This is a genomic window from Mycobacterium sp., from assembly GCF_049683355.1.
Taxonomy (GTDB): domain Bacteria; phylum Actinomycetota; class Actinomycetes; order Mycobacteriales; family Mycobacteriaceae; genus Mycobacterium.
The window spans coordinates 1-16,623 of the sequence record NZ_JBAUJB010000316.1; the positions used below are offsets into that span (position 1 = coordinate 1).

Below are 16,623 nucleotides of genomic sequence, written 5' to 3' on the forward strand. Positions count from 1 at the left end.
CGGCGGCAGCGCGTGTGCTCGCCGGGGCCGCCGATCGAGACGTCGGCGAGATCCGCGGCGAGATCCGCGACTTCCGCAGGGCCACCACCGCGAGCTTCAACGCCATGCGACAGGACTTCGTCGATCTACGTGAGCAGGTCGATCGGGGGTTTGCCGAGATGCGCGGAAGGTTCGACGGAACGGCGGCTGGCCTGCAACAGATCGCCGAACGCCTCGACACGGTCCTCATCGATCGCGACAAGTAGTGCCGCGGAATAGCACTCCGGGCTGTGATTGGGGGCCGATCCACGACCCTGGCTTCACACTCGCGGCAACCAGCTACGCCGGCCGCAGATGCGTGATGTCGCCTGCGGACACCGTCACCGTCGTCCCCGCGTGGTCGATCAGCAGCCGACCGCCGTCGTCGATACCCGTTGCGGTGCCGACGATCTCAGCGTCGCCAGGCAGGGTCGCCCGGACCCGGGTGCCGATGGTGGTGCTCACCGCGCGGTAGTCGGCCGCCAGCGTCGCATCCGAGGTGCGCCACCGCGCCAGCCCGTCGCTCAGCGCGGCCAGCAGCAGAGCAGTCAGCATGGTGCGGTCGACGTCCTGGCCGAGCATGCTCAGCGACACCGCGTTCGGATCCGGCAGCTCGTCCTCGGTCAGGCTGACGTTGAGGCCCAGGCCGACGACGATCACCGGAGCGGCCACCTCGGCCAGAATCCCGGCCAGCTTCCCGGTGCCGACCAGAACATCGTTGGGCCACTTGAGCCCTGCGTCGACGTCGAGGTCGCGAACCGTGTGTGCGACGGCCAGGCCGGTGAGCAGCGGCAGCCACCCCCACGCGTCGGGTGCCACGCCGCTGGTGTCGACGCCCAGCGACATCGAGATCTGCGAGCGTGCCGGCGCCGACCAGCTGCGGCCGTGACGTCCCCGTCCCGCGCTCTGGTGCTCTGCCAGCAGCACGGCACCCGCGATGTCCTCACCGCCGGCCGCCCGCGCGATCAGATCGGCGTTCGTCGACCCCGTTTCGGAGACGACGTCGACCCGCCGGAACTCGGTGGCAGGGAGCACGGCACGAACGGCGTCGACGTCGAGAGCGGAGCGATCCACGGCGTTGAGGGTAGTGCGTCGCAACCAGAGCGTGGTCACGCGCGCTACTGCTGCGTCGCGGGCTCCAGCGACTCCAGCAGCTGCGCGAACTCGGCGTGCTCGGCGGTCACCCGGTTCAGCGCGCCGAAGCCGGTGACGAACGCCATCATCGCCGCGAGCGCCCACAGGTTGCCCAGCGCCCACTCCCACGCGGTCGGCGCCGACACGAGCCAGTACACCGCGAAGACGACGAGCGCGTACCCGCAGAAGATGGTGAAGCGGCCGTCGGCGCTGGCCCGCCAACCAGGGTGGCGGCGGTTACGCAGATGCCAGACGGACAGGGCGACAACGAGCACGATCGCGGTGATGGTCGACTCCATCGTCGCGCCTCCTCACGGACGGCCCCCAGCGTGTGATCTTTGCCAAAACTTAATCGTCGTGACACAGAACATTGTGAACCTACATGCTGTGGGCACTCTGTGGCAATGGAAACAATCTGGTCACAGCGACGCGCGCGTCAGTTTCTCAGTCTGACGTCGACGGTCCAGCAAATCGGGGTCCGGGTTCGCCACCTGTACCAGTGAGGCGCCGACGACGTACACGGCAAGCAGGCGCTCGACGATGTCGTCGGCCGTCTCCCACGCCGCCGTCGACATGATCCGGTCCTCAGCAGTCAGCCCCTGCGCCGCGGCGGAAGCCCGCGCCGCAGCCAGCACGTCGTCGGCCGAGCGGCCGCCCAGCGCCGGCCCCGGCACCCGCTCGGGGACGATCTGATCGCCATGCACCCGCACCGACGTCGCGTAATCCGTCACCCCGACGGGAAGATCGGGCACCGGCTTGCCGAACGGGTCCAGCGACAGCACCGCGATCTCGCCCATGCCCACGGCGGCGTCGGCCTCGTCCAGCCGGTCCGCGGTGCACAGCGCGATGTCGGCCTCCGGGTTCTCGGCGCCGGCCAACACCACCTCACACCCGATCCACCACACCCCGAACAGCACCGCCGCGGTCTGCCAGTGCGCGGGCAACAGCACCGCGACCCGGCTACCCGGCGTCGCTCCCATCTCGTCGCGCAGCAGGTTGGCGGTCTTGGCCGCCCAGTTGGCCAGCGTCGCGGTGGACAACTCGATGCGTTCGCCGGTGGCGTCGTCGTAGTAGGTGATGCGCGGGCCGGCCGGGTTGGTGGCCATCAGTGGGTCGAGGACGGCCGAGCTGACGGTGCTCACGTCAGTTGACGCACTGCGGGTCGCTGGAGCCGGCCGTGATGATCGGCGGCGGCGCGTCGACGGCCGTTGCGGCGCCCGCCGCATTGTTCAGCGGCGCGGACAGCGTGACGTCGGTGCCGTCCAGCCCCGACCCCGGCCCGGTGTAGTCGTCGGACAGCACCACCCGCGCCCAGCCTTCCGGCACGCCGTCGACCTGGACCACCGGCAGCCCACCGAGATCCTGCGCGACCGCCTGGGCGCCCAGATCGTCGACCTTGGCGGCCTGCACCTGGCTCGCCGACACCGGGGAGCCCTCGTTGTTGCCGACGTTGCCCGAGGCGAAGCCCTTGCCGTCGAGCACATGGGAGACCGCGGCGGCCAGCCCGTTGACGTCGGTGTCGTTGAGGACGTCGACGGTGGTCTTGTCCGGGGTCCAGGCCAGCTCCTCGGTGTTGCCCTCTTCCTGTTCGTCCAACAGGCTGCCCACCCAGTTCTCGACCTCGCTGGGGTCGACGCGCACCACGCTCTGCATGCCGTCGTCGCTCCAGCCGGCTTCCTCGACGATCGGGATGGTCGCGAACGCGACGTTGCCCGCGGCGAGCTTCTGCAGCTGCTCGACGAAGTCCATGATGTCCCAGTCATCGGAGAGCACCACCGAGCGCTGCACCGCCTGCTCGAGCCGGTTCAGCGTCGCCGGGCTGGACAGCGTCTTGCTGGAGATCACCTCGTGGGCCAGTGACGCCATGACCGCCTGCTGGCGGGTCACCCGGTCCAGGTCGCCGCGGGGCAGGTCGTGACGCTGGCGGACGAAGCTCAGCGCCTGCGCGCCGTTGAGCTTCTGCCAGCCGGCGGGGAAGTCGGCGCCCGAAAGCTGTTCGTAGACAGGCGCGTTGAGGCACACGTCGACGCCGCCGAGGGCGTCGGTGATCAACGCGAACCCGAGCAGGCCGATCTCGGCGTAGTGGTCGACGGTGACGCCGGTGAGGTTGGCGACGGTCTTGATCAGCTCCTCGCGGCCGGCGTCCTGGGCGATCGGTTCGGCGACGGCGGGATCCTCACCCTGCTGCTCGACGAGCTCGATCATCTTCTCCAGGTGCACCGAGCCGTACACCCCGTTGATCTTCATCTTCCCGAGCCCGGGGGCCTCCACATAGGAGTCGCGCGGGATGGAGATCGCCGTCGCCGACTTCCCGTTGTTCGGGATGCGGATCAGGATGATCGTGTCGGTGTTGGTGGAGACGTCGTTGCCCGCGCGCAGTACCGCCAACTCTTCCTGCGACAGCGGATTGCCGTGCGCGTCGGTGCGGCTGTCCATCCCCACCAGCAGCACGTCGATCGCGCCGTCGTCGCCACCTTTGCCCAGCGCGATCGGGTTGATCTGGTTGATCCCGGATTCGAACGAGCGGATCTTGCCCCACGCCAGACCGGTGCCGAGGACGATCGCCAGTGCCGCGGCCAGGGAAATGACACGCATCAGCTGAGCAGCAGGCATTTGGCCAGGTTACTGGCGAGCGGGCCACATGCCGGGTAGCGCGCACCGGCGTGCCAAACTCGACAGATGTCGTCACGGATCGTCATCACCGGAGCAGGTGGCCTGGTCGGACGGGTCTTGGCAGGTCAGGCCCACCAGCAGGGCCGCGACGTGCTCGCGCTGACGTCTGAGGAGTGTGATATCACCGACCCGTCGGCCTCCGAGCGGTTCATCTCCGCCGACGACGTCGTCGTCAACTGCGCTGCCTACACCAAGGTCGACGCCGCCGAGGACGACCCCGACCGTGCCGCCGCGGTCAACACAGTCGGCGCCGAGTACGTCGCCCACGCGTGCGCGCGGGCCGGTGCGTCGCTGATCCACCTGTCGACCGACTACGTGTTCAGCGGCACGTTCCCCGGCGGTGAACCCCGGCCGTATGACATCGACGACCCCGTGGGCCCGCTGTCGGTGTACGGCCGGACCAAGCTCGCCGGCGAGTTCGCGGTGCTGTCGGCCATGCCGACGGCGTACATCGTGCGCACCGCGTGGATCTACGAGGGCCGCGACGACGGCTCGGACTTCGCCACCGGGATCCGCCGCGCCGCTGCCGGAACGGACACCGTTGACGTGGTGGCCGACCAGATCGGGTCACCCACCTACGTCGTCGACCTGGCCGACGCGCTGCTGCAGGTCGCCGACTGCGAGATCAGCGAGGCGGTGCTGCACGCCGCCAACGGCGGTGCCTGCAGCCGGTACGAGCAGGCGCAGGCGATCTTCGAGGAGGTCGGCGCCGACCCGGCACGCGTGAAGCCCGTCGGCAGCGACCGGCACCCGCGCCCCGCGCCGCGCCCGCCGTATTCAGCGTTGTCCGAGGTCAAGTCCGCCGCGGCCGGCCTGACACCGCTGCGGCCGTGGCGCGACGCAGTGGCCGCCGCGATGGCAGCTGCCGGACCGCTACCCTCTACGCCGTGAGATCGGCAGCGCTGGCGTGAGCGACGAACTGTTTGTCGTGACGGTGACGTATTCGCCGGGCCCGCATCTTGATCGGTTCCTCGCCACGCTGTCACACGCCACCGACCGCCCCGTCACCGTCGTCATGGCCGACAACGGATCCACCGACGGCGCGCCGGAGGAGGCGCTCGGGCGCTATCCCAACGTGCGGTTGCTGCGCACCGGCGCCAACCTCGGCTACGGCACCGCCGTCAACCGCGCCGTCAGCGAATGCGTCTCCGGGACAGACTTTTTCATCGTCGCCAACCCCGACGTGCAGTGGGGGCCGCGCAGCATCGACCTGTTGATCGAGGCCGCCGGCCGCTGGCCCCGAGCCGGATCGCTCGGACCGCTGATCCACGACCCCGACGGCTCGGTGTACCCGTCGGCGCGGCACCTGCCGTCGATCATCAGGGGCGGCATGCACGCCGTCGTCGGACCGGTGTGGCCGTCGAACCCGTGGTCAGCGGTCTACCGCCAGGAACGCACCGACCCCAGCGAGCGCGCCGTCGGCTGGCTGTCGGGCTCGTGCCTGCTGCTGCGCCCCTCGGCGTTCGAAGAGGTCTCCGGATTCGACGAGCGCTACTTCATGTACATGGAGGACGTCGACCTGGGAGACCGGCTCGGCCGGGCGGGCTGGCAGAACGTCTACGTGCCCTCGGCCGAGGTGCTGCACGCCAAGGGGCACTCCACCGGCCGCGACCCGGCCCGCAACCTGGCCGCCCACCACGTCAGCACCTATCTCTTCCTCGCCGATAGGTACCCCAAATGGTGGCAGGCACCGTTACGGTGGGCTTTCCGGGGGGCTCTGGGGGCGCGGTCCAGTCTGGCGGTGCGCAGTTCGCTCAAGGCCCGCCGCGCGCAGGCGAAAGGACGCTGATGGTCAATCCAGCCGAGGTTGATGCTGTCGTACTGGTCGGTGGAATGGGCACGCGGCTGCGGCCCCTGACACTGTCGGCGCCCAAACCGATGCTGCCGACCGCCGGGCTGGCGTTCCTGACCCACCTGCTCTCCCGGATCACCGAGGCCGGCATCGAGCACGTGGTGCTGGGGACGTCGTACAAGGCCGAGGTGTTCGAGTCCGAGTTCGGCGACGGCTCCAAGCTCGGATTGCAGATCGAGTACGTCGTCGAGGACGAACCGATGGGCACCGGCGGCGGCATCGCCAACGTCGCGTCCCGGCTGCGGCACGACACCGCGATCGTGTTCAACGGCGACGTGCTGTCCGGCTGCGATCTGCGCGCACTGCTGGACTCGCACGCCGAGCGGGAAGCCGATGTGACGCTGCATCTGGTGCGCGTCGGCGATCCACGCGCATTCGGCTGTGTGCCAACAGATTCCGACGGAGTGGTGTCCGCGTTCCTGGAGAAGACGCAAGACCCGCCGACCGACCAGATCAACGCCGGCTGCTACGTCTTCAAGCGCTCGGTGATCGAGCAGATCCCCACCGGGCGCGCGCTGTCGGTGGAGCGCGAGGTGTTCCCCCAGCTGCTGGCTGACGGTCGGCGGGTGTGCGGCTACGTCGACGCCACCTACTGGCGCGACATGGGCACGCCCGAGGATTTTGTGCGTGGGTCTGCCGACCTGGTGCGTGGCATCGCCCCGTCGCCGGCGCTGAAAGGCCAGCGCGGCGAATCGCTGGTGCACGACGGCGCGTCGGTGGCCCCCGGCGCGTTGCTGATCGGCGGCACGGTGGTGGGCCGCGGCGCGGAGATCTCCGGCGGCGCCAGGCTGGACGGGGCGGTGATCTTCGACGGCGTGCGCGTGGAGGCCGGGGCCGTCATCGAGCGGTCCATCATCGGCTTCGGCGCGCGGATCGGGCCGCGGGCGCTGATCCGTGACGGCGTGATCGGCGACGGGGCCGACATCGGGGCCCGCTGCGAACTGCTGCGCGGCGCCAGGGTGTGGCCGGGGGTGACGCTGCCCGACGGCGGCCTGCGCTTCTCCACCGACGTCTAGCTGCGGCCGGCCGGCGGCCGCGGAACGCGGAATAGCGTTCCTGGCTGTGAAATCCGAGTTATCCACAGCCCTGGCTTCACACTCACGACCACGGCGCGCGGTGGCGGCATGCTCTTCGCATGGGGGAAGTCATTGTGGGCTCGCACGCCGTCACCGCCGGAACTGTCACCCGTGGACAACTTCGATGGAACTACCGCCCCATCTACCCCGACATCTACGTGCCGAAATCCGCCGAGCCGACGCTGACGCACCGGACCGAGGGCGCCTGGCTTTGGTCAGGACGACGCGGTGTGATCACCGGCCGGGCCGCCTCGGCGTTGCACGGTTCCAAGTGGATCGCTGCAGAGGCGCCCGTCGAAATACTGCACGCGAACAATCGCCCACCCGGCGGCATCATCACACGCCGAGAGCGAATCGCTGCCGGCGAGATCACCTGGATCAACGGTATGGCTGTGGCCACCCTGGCACGAACCGGGCTGGACCTCGGCCGTCATCTGCCACGCGGCCAAGCGGTTGCTCACCTCGACGCGCTCGCCGCGGCCACCGGCGTCACCGCAGCCGCAATCCTCGAACTCACCCACCGATACCGGGGGACCAACGGGGTACGGCTGTGCCGCGAAGCCGTTGAACTGATGGACGCGGGCGCGCAGTCACCGAAGGAGACGTGGCTGCGTCTCGTGCTGATCGACGCCGGCTTCCCGCGACCTCAGACCCAGATTCCGGTGTTCGACGAGTTCGGTCACGCCTTCGCCTATCTCGACATGGGGTGGCGCGAGCAGAAGATCGCGGTGGAGTACGACGGCGAGCACCATCGCACCAATACCGATCAGTACCGATGGGACGCGAGACGCCTGCGCAGGATCATCGCCGCCGGCTGGATGCACATCCGGGTGATCACCGGTGACCGGCCTCGGGAAATCGAAGCCTGGGTGACGCGGGCGTGGCAGCTTCGCGAGAGTGAAGGCAAGGTTGTGAAATGGCCGGCTTGAGCAGCCAGGAACGCTATTCCGCGGCGAAAGCTAGGCGCTGTCGACGATGTGCTGGGCGATGACCCGCAGCGGCGTGTTGCCGTCCTGCGACAGCTTGGCCAACAGGTTGAATGCGTGGGTGGCGTCGACCTTGAAGCGTTCCATGATCATGCCCTTGGCCTGGCCGATCAGGTCGCGGCTGGCCAACGCCGACTCGAACTGCGTCTGCCGGTCAGCAGAGATCAGCGCCACCGCCGCGTGGGCGGCGAGCATCGCGCCGATCGTGCGATCCTCCATGGTGAAGTCATACCTGTTGCGGCTGAACAGGTTCAGGGCACCGCGACCGCCACGCCCGCCGCGCGACTGCGTCGGGTAGGTGTAGAGCTGAAACGACATCATGCTCTTGACGCCGGCTTCGGTGGCAGCGGCCGCAAACCGGGGCCAGCGTGCCTCCACGGTGAGGTCGGTGCAGACGACTGTCGCGTCCTCGACAGCGGCGGTCAGGCACGGTCCTTCGTGCAGTTCGAGTTGCACGTCGTCGAGTTCGGCGAGGAACGGTGCCGTCGGGGCCATCGACCGATGCAGGTCCTCGTCGATGAGCAGTACGTCGGCAAAATCGATTTCATGAATCAACTCGACGGCGCTGGCGGTCACGGTCTCCAAGATCTCTGTGACATCCGACGGGCTGGCGAAGTTGTTGACCAGGTCGGCCATCGCTGCGGCCAGCGGATCTTCCTGATGATTCGCTCTCACCACAGCGCTCACCTCCCCAGAGAGTGCATTCACAACTGGCTGAAGCCTACCCGGAATCGGTCCTGCCCATCCGGGTGGCCCGATTCAGGTGTTGATGTGCGGCGGCGGCGGAAGCACCTCGGGAAGCGCCAGCAAACCCGACGACGCCAAGCGTTCGGGGTCGCTGTTGAAAGCAGTGACGATCCGCTCGGCGTAGGAGCCCACCGTCGCCTGGTGGGCACGCGCCAACCGGTGCAGCTGCAGCCGAGCTGCGGCCACATCAAGATCGGCGAGCTCGGCGACGATGCCGGTCGCGGTAGCGATCGTCACCGTGCCCTGCAGCACGCTCTCGATGGTGTCCTTGGTGTCGCCGCGCCGCTGGGACAGGTGCGGAGCGATCGAGATCGCGATGGCGGCGAGGTTGGCCAGCGTCTGGCCGACGGCGTTGGGTCGCTGTGCACCCCACGGGTCGCCGGTGTGGATCACCAGCGTGCCCACCGAGGAACCGAGCAGGACCAGCGGAAACGCGCGCACGCCACGCATGCCGGCGCGCAGGGCGTCGCGGCGGTAGGTGGGCCAGCGGGTGTCACTGGCGTCGGCCAGGTCGGCGACCATCGTCACCGCTCCGTCGCGGGCGCTGGCCAGCGCAGGCCCGGACGTGAGGAAACCCAGGTCGGAGTCGGTGGACTGCGGCAGCGCTTCGGCGACCACCTGCATCCCGAGGTCATCGGTCCCATCCCGGGCGCCGAGAAGCACGACGGCCGCCGACGACGCGTCGAAGCTCGCGCGCGCGTTGTAGGCGACGGTGTCCAGCACTGTGGGTAGGTCGAATTCGTCAGCGAGCATCGCGGTTAGTGCGGCGATGGCCAACTGGTCCCGCTGCGGGGTCATCGGCGCCCTTTCCGGGTCAGGCACGACCTCATGGGTCGACGCTCGAATCGTCGAGGTGGCGGAACGGCAGCCGCCGGGCCACCACGTCGGCGGCAACGGCGGTGACGGACGCGTGGTGGGAAAAAGCGTAGGCGCGCAACCGGTCCAGCGCGGCAGAGGTGGAGATCTCCAGCTGCACCGCGATCATTCCGGCGGCGACATACACCTGCTGGCGGGTGAACGGATCTCCGTTGGCTGCGCCGGACCCGCTGAGCGCGGCAGCTTCGATGGCCGCCTCTTCGCTGGTGCTGTGTCGCAGATGATCGGCCCAGTTGGACTCCAGCGTCCGCTGCAGCGCCGCGGCACAGAGCTGCGCCGACTGGTGTGCCCCGACGCTGAGAGCGCCGGCGGTGCGCCGATAGCTCCAGCACCCCCATCGGCCGGTGTTGGCCGGGAACGGGGAACGCGAACAGCGCCGCGACGTCGAGGCCGACCAATTCGGCGGAGAACGCCGGCCACCGGGCCAGTGTCTTGTCGTCGAGCTGCGCGCACAGCTGTGGCCGGTCCTCGTGGTAGGCCTCCAGGCACGGACCCTCACCCATGGTGAACTGCACCTCGTCGATCTGCTGGGCCATCGCGTCGGTGGCGTAGACCAACTCCCGGACACCCCGCATCGGAGTCAACACGGCGAGCGCAGCGCCATCGGAGCCGGTCAGCCGCGCCGCGGTGTCACAGATCGCACCGATACCGACGAACAACGGGTCAGCGCCCGTGGGCAGGACGCCCTGCCAATTCGGACGTAGCGACGCGTCCGACGGGTCCTGAGATGAGTCACTTGCCACTGCCGATCACCGCCTCACCTCTCGACTACCCACGGTAGGCCACATTCAGCGGTCACCGGGAGAGTGCGGCGGCGGCGAGTTGGGTGAGGCCGTGGTCGCTCTCGTCGGGCAGTTCGGCAAGCGGCCACCACCGCAGATCCAGCGACTCGTCGCTGCGTTCGATCTCGGCGCCGCGCGGGGCGCGCACCACGAACTGCACGTCGAGGTGCCGCGTCGGCACACCCAGCGAACAGGTCACCGGGTGGACGTGCAGCGCGGCCGGTGTCGGGTCGATGGTCAGCCCCGCGACCCCGGACTCTTCGGTGGCCTCCCGCAGGGCCGCCGCGACCACGCTCTCGTCGTCGGGCTCACAATGACCGCCCAGCTGCAGCCAGCGTCCGACCCGCGGATGCAAGGTGAGCAGCGCGTGGCTGCCGCTGTGGTCGAGCACCAGCGCCGAGGCGGTCAGATGTCCCGGCACGCACTCGCGCAGGCACGCGTCGGCCCGTGCATCGAGAAAGGCCAGCACCGCGTGCCGCAACGTGTCCTGCGCGGGGTCGGCGGGCCGCCAGGCGTTCAGCGTGTCGACCGCCGACCGGTGCAGGCTCATTTCCGCACCAGCAGGCCGTCGCTGGGCACCGGATCCCGGGGTCCCTCGGGCGTGAGCGGGTAGCCGATCGCGATGGCGCCCAACGGTTCCCAGTCATCGGGCAACGACAGGTGCGCGCGCACCAGATCGGGGGCGAAGATCGTCGACCCGATCCAGCAGCTGCCCACCCCGCGCACCGCCAGCGCGACCAGCAGCGCCTGCACGGCCGCCCCGACCGCGACGGTGAACATGGTGTGCTCGGCGGCGGTGCGACGCGCGTCGGGGTAGGCGTGCGCCCCGTCGGGCACCATGAACGGGATGATCAGTTCGGGTGCGTCGTAGAGGATCTGGCCGCGGTACACCCGGCGTTCGACGGAATCGGGATCGCGTCCGTCGCCGGAGAGGTCCTCCCGCCACCGGTCTTTCATCGCGTCGAGCAGCGCCACCCGCACCGCCGGATCCTGCACCCAGACGAACCGCACCGGCCGGGTGTGGTGCGGCGCCGGGGCGGTCAGCGCCTCCGACACCGCAGCCTCGATCAGGCCGGGTGCCACCGCCTCGTCACTGAACGAGCGCACCGACCGGCGCAATAGCTGGGCCTGCGAGCGGCCCAGCGCGATGGCCTCCTCGGTGCCCAGCCAGAACAGGTCCTCCTCGCCAGCCCGCACCAGCGTGCGTGCGCTGGAACCGTCGTCACGCAGCGTCAGACCCCGCACCACCGCCACCGGCACCGCGGTCAGCTTGCCCTTCACCAGGTCGGCGGCCGCGGCGATCTCGTCGGCCACGGCGATCTCGGTGACGATCAGCTCGTTGCCGTGCTCGTCGTGTTCGCCTGCGTAGCCGTGCAGCACCGTCAGCCCGGACGCACCGATCGCGACATCGGTCTGCCCGGTGCGCCAGGCGCGGCCCATCGTGTCGGTGACGACGACGCCGACGGTGACGCCGAGGCGCTGCCGCAGTGCCGCCGCGAGCTTCGCGGCGCTGCCGTCGGGGTCGACCGGCAGCAGCGCGAGCTCGTGGGTGTCCACGTTGGACCCGTCCACCCCCGCGGCCGCCTGCACCAGACCCAACGCGTTCTCGGTGATCAGCGTGCGGCCCTTGCGCGCCAGCACCCGCACCGCCTCACGGTCGATGAGCTTGCGCCGCAACGTGTCCCGCAGCTCGGGGTCGGCCGGGGCGTCGACCATGCGGCCTTCACACTTCGACAGCACCTTCGACGTCACCACGACGACGTCGTCGTCGCGCAACCACGGTGCTGCGGTGGCGAGGGCGGCGGCCAGGTCGTCGCCCGGACGGAACTCGGGCAGCCCGGGCACCGGCAGGATCTCGACGGGCGCGGAGGTGCCGTGATCACTCATGGAGTGACCCCGGCCAGATCCATTCCGGCTCGCACCATCTCGGCGGTCCCGGCGGGCTCGCTCATCAACAGCGGTGCCGCGCGCACGTCCACGCCGTCGACTACCGCGTCGTCGCCCTCGTGTACGAGCCAGCCGTCGAGGATGCCGGTCGACGACCGCGCACCGTAGTGCGCGCCGACCGCCTCCGACGTGCTGGCCACCCCGATGATGGACAGGCAGGTGTCGGCCATGCCGCGCAATGGCTTTCCGGCGATGATCGGGGAGTAGCCGATCACCGGCGCCGCGGTGGTGCGCAGCGCGCTGCGGATTCCGCCGATCGCCAGGATCGGGCCGATGCTGACCACCGGGTTGGACGGCGCAATCAGCACGACGTCGGCGCCCTCGATCGCCTCGACGACGCCGGGGGCTGCGGTCGCGGATTCGGTGCCGACGAAAGCGAAGCTGTCGGTGGGCACTTTGGCGCGGTGGCGTACCCACCACTCCTGGAAGTGGATGGCGCGCTTCTCGCCGTCTTCCGGATCGGTGATCACGACGTGGGTTTCGCTGCGGTCGTCGCTGGCCGGCAGCAGCCGTGCGCCCGGCGACCAGCGATGGCACAGCGCCTCGGTCACCTGCGACAGCGGAAAGCCCGCCCGAAGCATCTGGCTGCGCACCAGGTGGGTGGCCAGATCCCGGTCGCCCAGGCCGAACCAGTCGGGCTGCACACCATAGGCGGCGAGTTCTTCCTTCGCGTGCCAGGTTTCATCGCGGTGCCCCCAGCCGCGCTCGGGGTCGATGCCGCCGCCGAGGGTGTACATGCAGGTGTCGAGGTCCGGGCAGATGCGCACCCCGAACATCCAGGCATCATCGCCCACATTGACCACAGCAGTCACTTCGTGCTCACCGGTATCGTCGGTGCCGAACTGTCCCAAGCCCAATAAGTGCTGCACCCCCAATAGGAAGCGCGCACCACCGACACCGCCGACCAGAACAGTGACCTTCACACCGACCGAGACTAGGCCGTAGGGCGGGCCGGGGTCCGCCCGGAGGGTGCCGCGACGGGTGGTGGGCGGGAGAGTGATCGGGTGGTGGGCGGGAGAGTGATAGACACGCCACAACGCGACGCGCCGGTTTCGGGTTACGGAATGGTATGAATTCCTGTTCTAGCGCTTGACCGATGCAGCTAACGCGTGTCTAATCACACCAGTGTCATTTCGCGGTTGGCCGGCCGGTTCCGGTGTCGCAGACCGAGATTCGATCACTTGTTCGAATTGGGATGGCCACATTGAGAAATAGTGGGGCCGGCATACACGGATCTACGAGACCAATGAGGAGGGGAACATGGCTTATGAGCAGGCCGATTTCGGTAATTCGGCCCCGTTCGACAACAGGCTCCTCGGCTCGGTGGGAAGTGCACCGCACCTCCAGACCGGACCGGTACCGACCGCGGGGGGCGGGCGCCCGCAACTGAGTTTGGTGCCCGGCATGGCCGAGCACGACGAATTCTTCGGAGACGACTCGGCAATCTCCGAAGAAGACCAATGGCAAGAGCGCGCGCTGTGCGCTCAGACCGACCCCGAGGCGTTCTTCCCGGAAAAGGGCGGATCGACCCGCGAGGCCAAGCGAATCTGCATGGGCTGCGAGGTGCGCGACGAATGCCTCGACTACGCACTGGCCCACGACGAGCGCTTCGGCATCTGGGGCGGCCTCTCCGAGCGGGAGCGCCGGCGCATCAAGCGCGGCATCATCTGAGTTCCCGACCCTCAATCCTCATCCAGCGTCGGGTCGATCACGGACGGCTCGACGCCCAGATAGGTGGCCACCTGCGCCACCAGCAATTCGTGTAACAGATCGGTCAGCTCGACGGTGTCCTTAGCCCGTCGCTCGATCGGCTTGCGGAACAACACAATTCGCGCCCGCGTAGCGTTACCGCGGACGTCGACCCCCGCCGGTATCAGGCGGGCCAGCGCGACGGCGCCGTCGGCGACCACCTCCGGTGGCCACTGCGCACTGTCCGGGTCCTTCGGGGAGATCCGGGGAATCTCGTCGACCGCCACGTCCAGCGACGCCACCCGCTCGTGCCAGCGGCGCTCGATCGGTTCGTAGGCCTCCAGCACTGCCATGTCGAAACGCTCGGCGCGGCTGCGCCAGCCCGGCACAGTGGGCGGGAGCAGCGGCCCCCGCATCTCACGGCCCCGCCGCGAGCCCCGGTGGTTGAGCCCGGTCACGGAAAAGATCGTAACGGTTGGGAGTCGGGCGGCCCGAGGCTGCGCGTGTCCGCCGACATGCGGGCGACGCTGCACGCTAACCTCTCGCTGTGAATGTTCCCCGTCGCTGCTGCCGGCCTGGGTGCCCTCACTATGCAGTCGCGACGCTCACGTTCGTCTATTCCGACTCGACAGCTGTAGTGGGACCGCTGGCCACGGTGTCCGAGCCGCACTCCTGGGATCTGTGCGTGCTGCACGCCGGTCGCATCACCGCGCCCCGCGGCTGGGAACTGGTTCGCCACGCCGGCCCGCTGCCGACCAACCCCGACGACGACGACCTGGTCGCGCTCGCCGATGCGGTGCGCGAAGGCAAAACCAACGGCGCGCCGGTGTCCGGCTTCACGACGGGTTTCAGCGATCCGGTCACCGGTGCGCACGGCGGCGCGCTGATGGCCCAGCCGGCCCACCGGCCCGAGACCAACGGCCGCCGCCGCGGGCATCTGCGCGTGTTGCCCGACCCCGCCGACTGACCCCTCCCCGCCGGAACGGTATTCCAGGCGGTCTCAGCGTGGATTTTTGCGCGTGGAATACAGTTCCGGCGGCAAGAGGCGGCCGGGAGTGGGGCTGTGACGGCTAGGCTTGAGCGCAACGGTCCATCTGTCCAAGGAGCTTTATGTCCCGGCCCGCCGCGACGGTGCAGCGCGTCATCAAGGCTTACGACGTGCGTGGGCTCGTGGGTGCGGAGATCGACGAGCAGTTCGTCTCCGAAGTCGGGGCCGCGTTTGCCAGGCTGGTCCGCGACAGCGCCGGTCAGGTGGCGATCGGCCACGACATGCGGGCCAGTTCGCCGACCCTGGCCGAGGCGTTCGCCAGCGGGGTGGTGGCCCAGGGACTCGACGTGGTGCACATCGGCCTGGCCTCGACAGATCAGCTCTACTTCGCCTCCGGCCTGCTGGACTGCCCGGGCGCGATGTTCACCGCCAGCCACAACCCCGCCGCCTACAACGGCATCAAGCTCTGCCGCGCCGGCGCCAAACCCGTCGGCAAGGACACCGGACTGACGACCATCAGCGACGAGGTCATCGCCGGGGTCCCCGGCCACGACGGCCCGCCCGGCACCGTCAGCCACCGCGACGTCCTCGCCGACTACGGCGCGTTCCTCCGGTCGCTGGTCGACATCGGCGGGCAGCGCACGCTGAAGGTGGCCGTCGACGCCGGCAACGGAATGGCCGGCCACACCACTCCCGCGGTGCTCGGCCCGATCTCGTCGGTCGAGCTCTCGCCGCTGTTCTTCGAACTCGACGGCACCTTCCCCAACCACGAGGCCAACCCGCTGGACCCGGCCAACCTCGTCGACCTGCAGGCTTACGTGCTGAAGACCGGTGCTGATATTGGGCTGGCCTTCGACGGCGACGCCGACCGCTGCTTCGTCGTTGACGAACGGGGCCAGGCGGTGTCACCGTCGGCGGTGACCGCGCTGGTCGCCGCGCGCGAACTGCAGCGGGAGATCGGTGCGACGATCATCCACAACCTCATCACCTCCCGCGCGGTGCCCGAACTCGTCGCCGAGCGTGGCGGCACCGCGGTGCGTTCCCGGGTGGGCCATTCCTACATCAAGGGGCTGATGGCCGAGACCGGCGCCATCTTCGGCGGGGAACATTCCGCGCACTACTACTTCCGTGACTTCTGGGGCGCGGACTCCGGGATGCTGGCGGGGCTGCACGTGCTGGCCGCGCTCGGCGAACAGGACCGGCCGCTGTCGGACATGATGGCCGACTACCAGCGCTACGAAGCGTCCGGCGAGATCAACTTCACCGTCACCGACGCACCGGCCGTCGTGGACGCCGTGCTGGCGGCCTACGGCAGCCGGGTGCACGGCATCGACCACCTCGACGGGGTGACCGTGGACCTCGGCGACGGCAGCTGGTTCAACCTGCGCATGTCCAACACTGAGCCGTTGCTGAGGCTCAACGTCGAAGCCCGCACCCCGGAGGGGGTCCGCGAGATCGTCGACGAGATCGCTGGCCATGTGCCCACGGCGACAAAGGAACCCGCGTGAACGCCAGCGGCATATCGGTGCCCCCGGTGGACCTCGACGACGCCGACGGCCTGCTCGAGGCCGATCGCATGGGTTTGCTGCGTGCCGCGTCGATGGCCGGCGCGCAGGTGCGTGCCATCGCCGCGGCGCTCGATGAGGGCGAGTTGGACGCAATCCGGGCCGACGGGCCGCCCCGCACCGTGGTGTGGGTGGCCGGCCGCGGCAACGCCCAGACTGCAGGAGAGATGCTCGCCGCCTCACTGGCCGGCACCGTCAGCGCCCCCATCGTCGTCACCCCCGAGCCGCCGCCGTGGCTCGGAGCGCTCGACGTGCTGATCGTCGCCGAGATCGCTGGCCATGTGCCCACG

The 16,623-nt window shown here is 69.3% G+C and carries 18 protein-coding genes and 2 pseudogenes; 9 read left to right on the top strand and 11 right to left on the bottom strand.

The window, feature by feature from the left end:
* Positions 1-245 (top strand): annotated as a pseudogene (locus tag WA944_RS18280) (hypothetical protein); the annotation flags it as partial.
* A 73-nt stretch (positions 246-318) separates the two neighbouring features.
* Here WA944_RS18280 and WA944_RS18285 read toward each other — a convergent pair.
* From WA944_RS18285 to WA944_RS18300, 4 genes are all read right to left on the bottom strand, one after another.
* Entirely contained in the window at positions 319-1,092 is a 774-nt protein-coding gene (locus tag WA944_RS18285) for a biotin--[acetyl-CoA-carboxylase] ligase (RefSeq protein ID WP_526370859.1), read from the bottom strand.
* A 44-nt stretch (positions 1,093-1,136) separates the two neighbouring features.
* Positions 1,137-1,451 carry a hypothetical protein gene (locus tag WA944_RS18290; protein WP_526647208.1) on the bottom strand — a complete coding sequence of 105 codons (315 nt, stop codon included), beginning with the start codon at positions 1,449-1,451 and terminating at the stop codon, positions 1,137-1,139.
* A gap of 120 nt (positions 1,452-1,571) precedes the next feature.
* Positions 1,572-2,294: a TIGR03089 family protein gene (locus WA944_RS18295; protein ID WP_526370855.1), complete on the bottom strand. Its 723-nt coding sequence runs from the start codon at positions 2,292-2,294 to the stop codon at positions 1,572-1,574.
* A gap of 1 nt (position 2,295) precedes the next feature.
* Positions 2,296-3,765 (bottom strand): LCP family protein, encoded by a 1,470-nt coding sequence (locus WA944_RS18300; RefSeq protein ID WP_526370853.1) that lies wholly within the window; start codon positions 3,763-3,765, stop codon positions 2,296-2,298.
* A 66-nt stretch (positions 3,766-3,831) separates the two neighbouring features.
* Between WA944_RS18300 and rfbD the strand changes: the two genes are divergently transcribed.
* The 4 genes from rfbD to WA944_RS18320 all read left to right on the top strand — a co-directional run bounded on the left by rfbD (position 3,832) and on the right by WA944_RS18320 (position 7,682).
* Positions 3,832-4,716 carry a dTDP-4-dehydrorhamnose reductase gene (gene rfbD / locus WA944_RS18305; protein ID WP_526370851.1) on the top strand — a complete coding sequence of 295 codons (885 nt, stop codon included), beginning with the start codon at positions 3,832-3,834 and terminating at the stop codon, positions 4,714-4,716.
* 16 nt (positions 4,717-4,732) lie between these two features.
* Positions 4,733-5,614: a glycosyltransferase family 2 protein gene (locus tag WA944_RS18310; RefSeq protein WP_526370849.1), complete on the top strand. Its 882-nt coding sequence runs from the start codon at positions 4,733-4,735 to the stop codon at positions 5,612-5,614.
* The gene (gene manB, locus WA944_RS18315; protein ID WP_526370847.1) at positions 5,614-6,693 is read left to right on the top strand and encodes a mannose-1-phosphate guanylyltransferase ManB; all 1,080 of its coding nucleotides are present in this window, start codon (positions 5,614-5,616) and stop codon (positions 6,691-6,693) included. Before WA944_RS18310 ends, manB begins: the two co-directional genes overlap by 1 nt.
* 119 nt (positions 6,694-6,812) lie before the next feature.
* Positions 6,813-7,682: a putative endonuclease domain-containing protein gene (locus WA944_RS18320; RefSeq protein WP_526611721.1), complete on the top strand. Its 870-nt coding sequence runs from the start codon at positions 6,813-6,815 to the stop codon at positions 7,680-7,682.
* A 30-nt stretch (positions 7,683-7,712) separates the two neighbouring features.
* Here the strand turns inward: WA944_RS18320 and WA944_RS18325 are convergent, their stop codons facing one another.
* The 6 genes from WA944_RS18325 to cofD form a co-directional block, all read right to left on the bottom strand.
* Positions 7,713-8,414, bottom strand: a complete 702-nt coding sequence (locus WA944_RS18325) for an ANTAR domain-containing protein (RefSeq protein WP_526370272.1) — start codon at positions 8,412-8,414, stop codon at positions 7,713-7,715.
* An 84-nt stretch (positions 8,415-8,498) separates the two neighbouring features.
* Positions 8,499-9,308, bottom strand: a complete 810-nt coding sequence (locus WA944_RS18330; RefSeq protein ID WP_526370274.1) for a GAF domain-containing protein — start codon at positions 9,306-9,308, stop codon at positions 8,499-8,501.
* A complete protein-coding gene (locus tag WA944_RS18335) occupies positions 9,281-10,105 on the bottom strand; it encodes a GAF domain-containing protein (RefSeq protein ID WP_526647209.1) in 825 nt (274 codons plus the stop codon). The genes WA944_RS18330 and WA944_RS18335 overlap by 28 nt, the downstream gene beginning before the upstream one ends.
* A gap of 52 nt (positions 10,106-10,157) precedes the next feature.
* Complete coding sequence (locus WA944_RS18340) at positions 10,158-10,694, bottom strand: NUDIX hydrolase (RefSeq protein ID WP_526370278.1); 537 nt, start codon at positions 10,692-10,694, stop codon at positions 10,158-10,160.
* Positions 10,691-12,031, bottom strand: coding sequence for a coenzyme F420-0:L-glutamate ligase (locus WA944_RS18345; RefSeq protein ID WP_526370280.1), 1,341 nt, complete (start codon positions 12,029-12,031; stop codon positions 10,691-10,693). Before WA944_RS18345 ends, WA944_RS18340 begins: the two co-directional genes overlap by 4 nt.
* Positions 12,028-13,014, bottom strand: a complete 987-nt coding sequence (gene cofD / locus WA944_RS18350) for a 2-phospho-L-lactate transferase (RefSeq protein ID WP_526370282.1) — start codon at positions 13,012-13,014, stop codon at positions 12,028-12,030. The genes WA944_RS18345 and cofD overlap by 4 nt, the downstream gene beginning before the upstream one ends.
* Before the next feature lie 481 nt (positions 13,015-13,495).
* Between cofD and WA944_RS18355 the strand changes: the two genes are divergently transcribed.
* Positions 13,496-13,762 carry a WhiB family transcriptional regulator gene (locus tag WA944_RS18355; protein ID WP_205390547.1) on the top strand — a complete coding sequence of 89 codons (267 nt, stop codon included), beginning with the start codon at positions 13,496-13,498 and terminating at the stop codon, positions 13,760-13,762.
* Positions 13,763-13,773: 11 nt separating this feature from the next.
* Here WA944_RS18355 and WA944_RS18360 read toward each other — a convergent pair whose 3' ends face one another.
* The gene (locus tag WA944_RS18360; RefSeq protein WP_526370288.1) at positions 13,774-14,196 is read right to left on the bottom strand and encodes a metallopeptidase family protein; all 423 of its coding nucleotides are present in this window, start codon (positions 14,194-14,196) and stop codon (positions 13,774-13,776) included.
* A 131-nt stretch (positions 14,197-14,327) separates the two neighbouring features.
* On the opposite strand from WA944_RS18360, the gene WA944_RS18365 reads away from it, so the two are divergent.
* The 3 genes and pseudogenes from WA944_RS18365 to WA944_RS18375 form a co-directional block, all read left to right on the top strand.
* Entirely contained in the window at positions 14,328-14,747 is a 420-nt protein-coding gene (locus WA944_RS18365) for a DUF3499 family protein (protein WP_526370284.1), read from the top strand.
* Positions 14,748-14,890: 143 nt separating this feature from the next.
* On the top strand, positions 14,891-16,276 hold the full coding sequence (locus WA944_RS18370) for a phosphomannomutase/phosphoglucomutase (RefSeq protein ID WP_526370286.1): 1,386 nt from the start codon (positions 14,891-14,893) through the stop codon (positions 16,274-16,276).
* A 68-nt stretch (positions 16,277-16,344) separates the two neighbouring features.
* Positions 16,345-16,623, top strand: a pseudogene (locus WA944_RS18375) (TobH protein); the annotation flags it as partial.

Bases quoted from the DNA above. Each gene is read 5' to 3' on its own strand.
- WA944_RS18320 (WP_526611721.1), top strand. From the start codon at position 6,813: ATGGGGGAAGTCATTGTGGGCTCGCACGCCGTCACCGCCGGAACTGTC.
- rfbD (WP_526370851.1), top strand. From the start codon at position 3,832: ATGTCGTCACGGATCGTCATCACCGGAGCAGGTGGCCTGGTCGGACGG.
- WA944_RS18355 (WP_205390547.1), top strand. From the start codon at position 13,496: ATGGCCGAGCACGACGAATTCTTCGGAGACGACTCGGCAATCTCCGAA.
- WA944_RS18370 (WP_526370286.1), top strand. From the start codon at position 14,891: ATGTCCCGGCCCGCCGCGACGGTGCAGCGCGTCATCAAGGCTTACGAC.
- WA944_RS18360 (WP_526370288.1), bottom strand. From the start codon at position 14,196: ATGCGGGGGCCGCTGCTCCCGCCCACTGTGCCGGGCTGGCGCAGCCGC.
- WA944_RS18340 (WP_526370278.1), bottom strand. From the start codon at position 10,694: ATGAGCCTGCACCGGTCGGCGGTCGACACGCTGAACGCCTGGCGGCCC.
- WA944_RS18300 (WP_526370853.1), bottom strand. From the start codon at position 3,765: ATGCCTGCTGCTCAGCTGATGCGTGTCATTTCCCTGGCCGCGGCACTG.
- manB (WP_526370847.1), top strand. From the start codon at position 5,614: ATGGTCAATCCAGCCGAGGTTGATGCTGTCGTACTGGTCGGTGGAATG.
- WA944_RS18290 (WP_526647208.1), bottom strand. From the start codon at position 1,451: ATGGAGTCGACCATCACCGCGATCGTGCTCGTTGTCGCCCTGTCCGTC.
- WA944_RS18345 (WP_526370280.1), bottom strand. From the start codon at position 12,031: ATGAGTGATCACGGCACCTCCGCGCCCGTCGAGATCCTGCCGGTGCCC.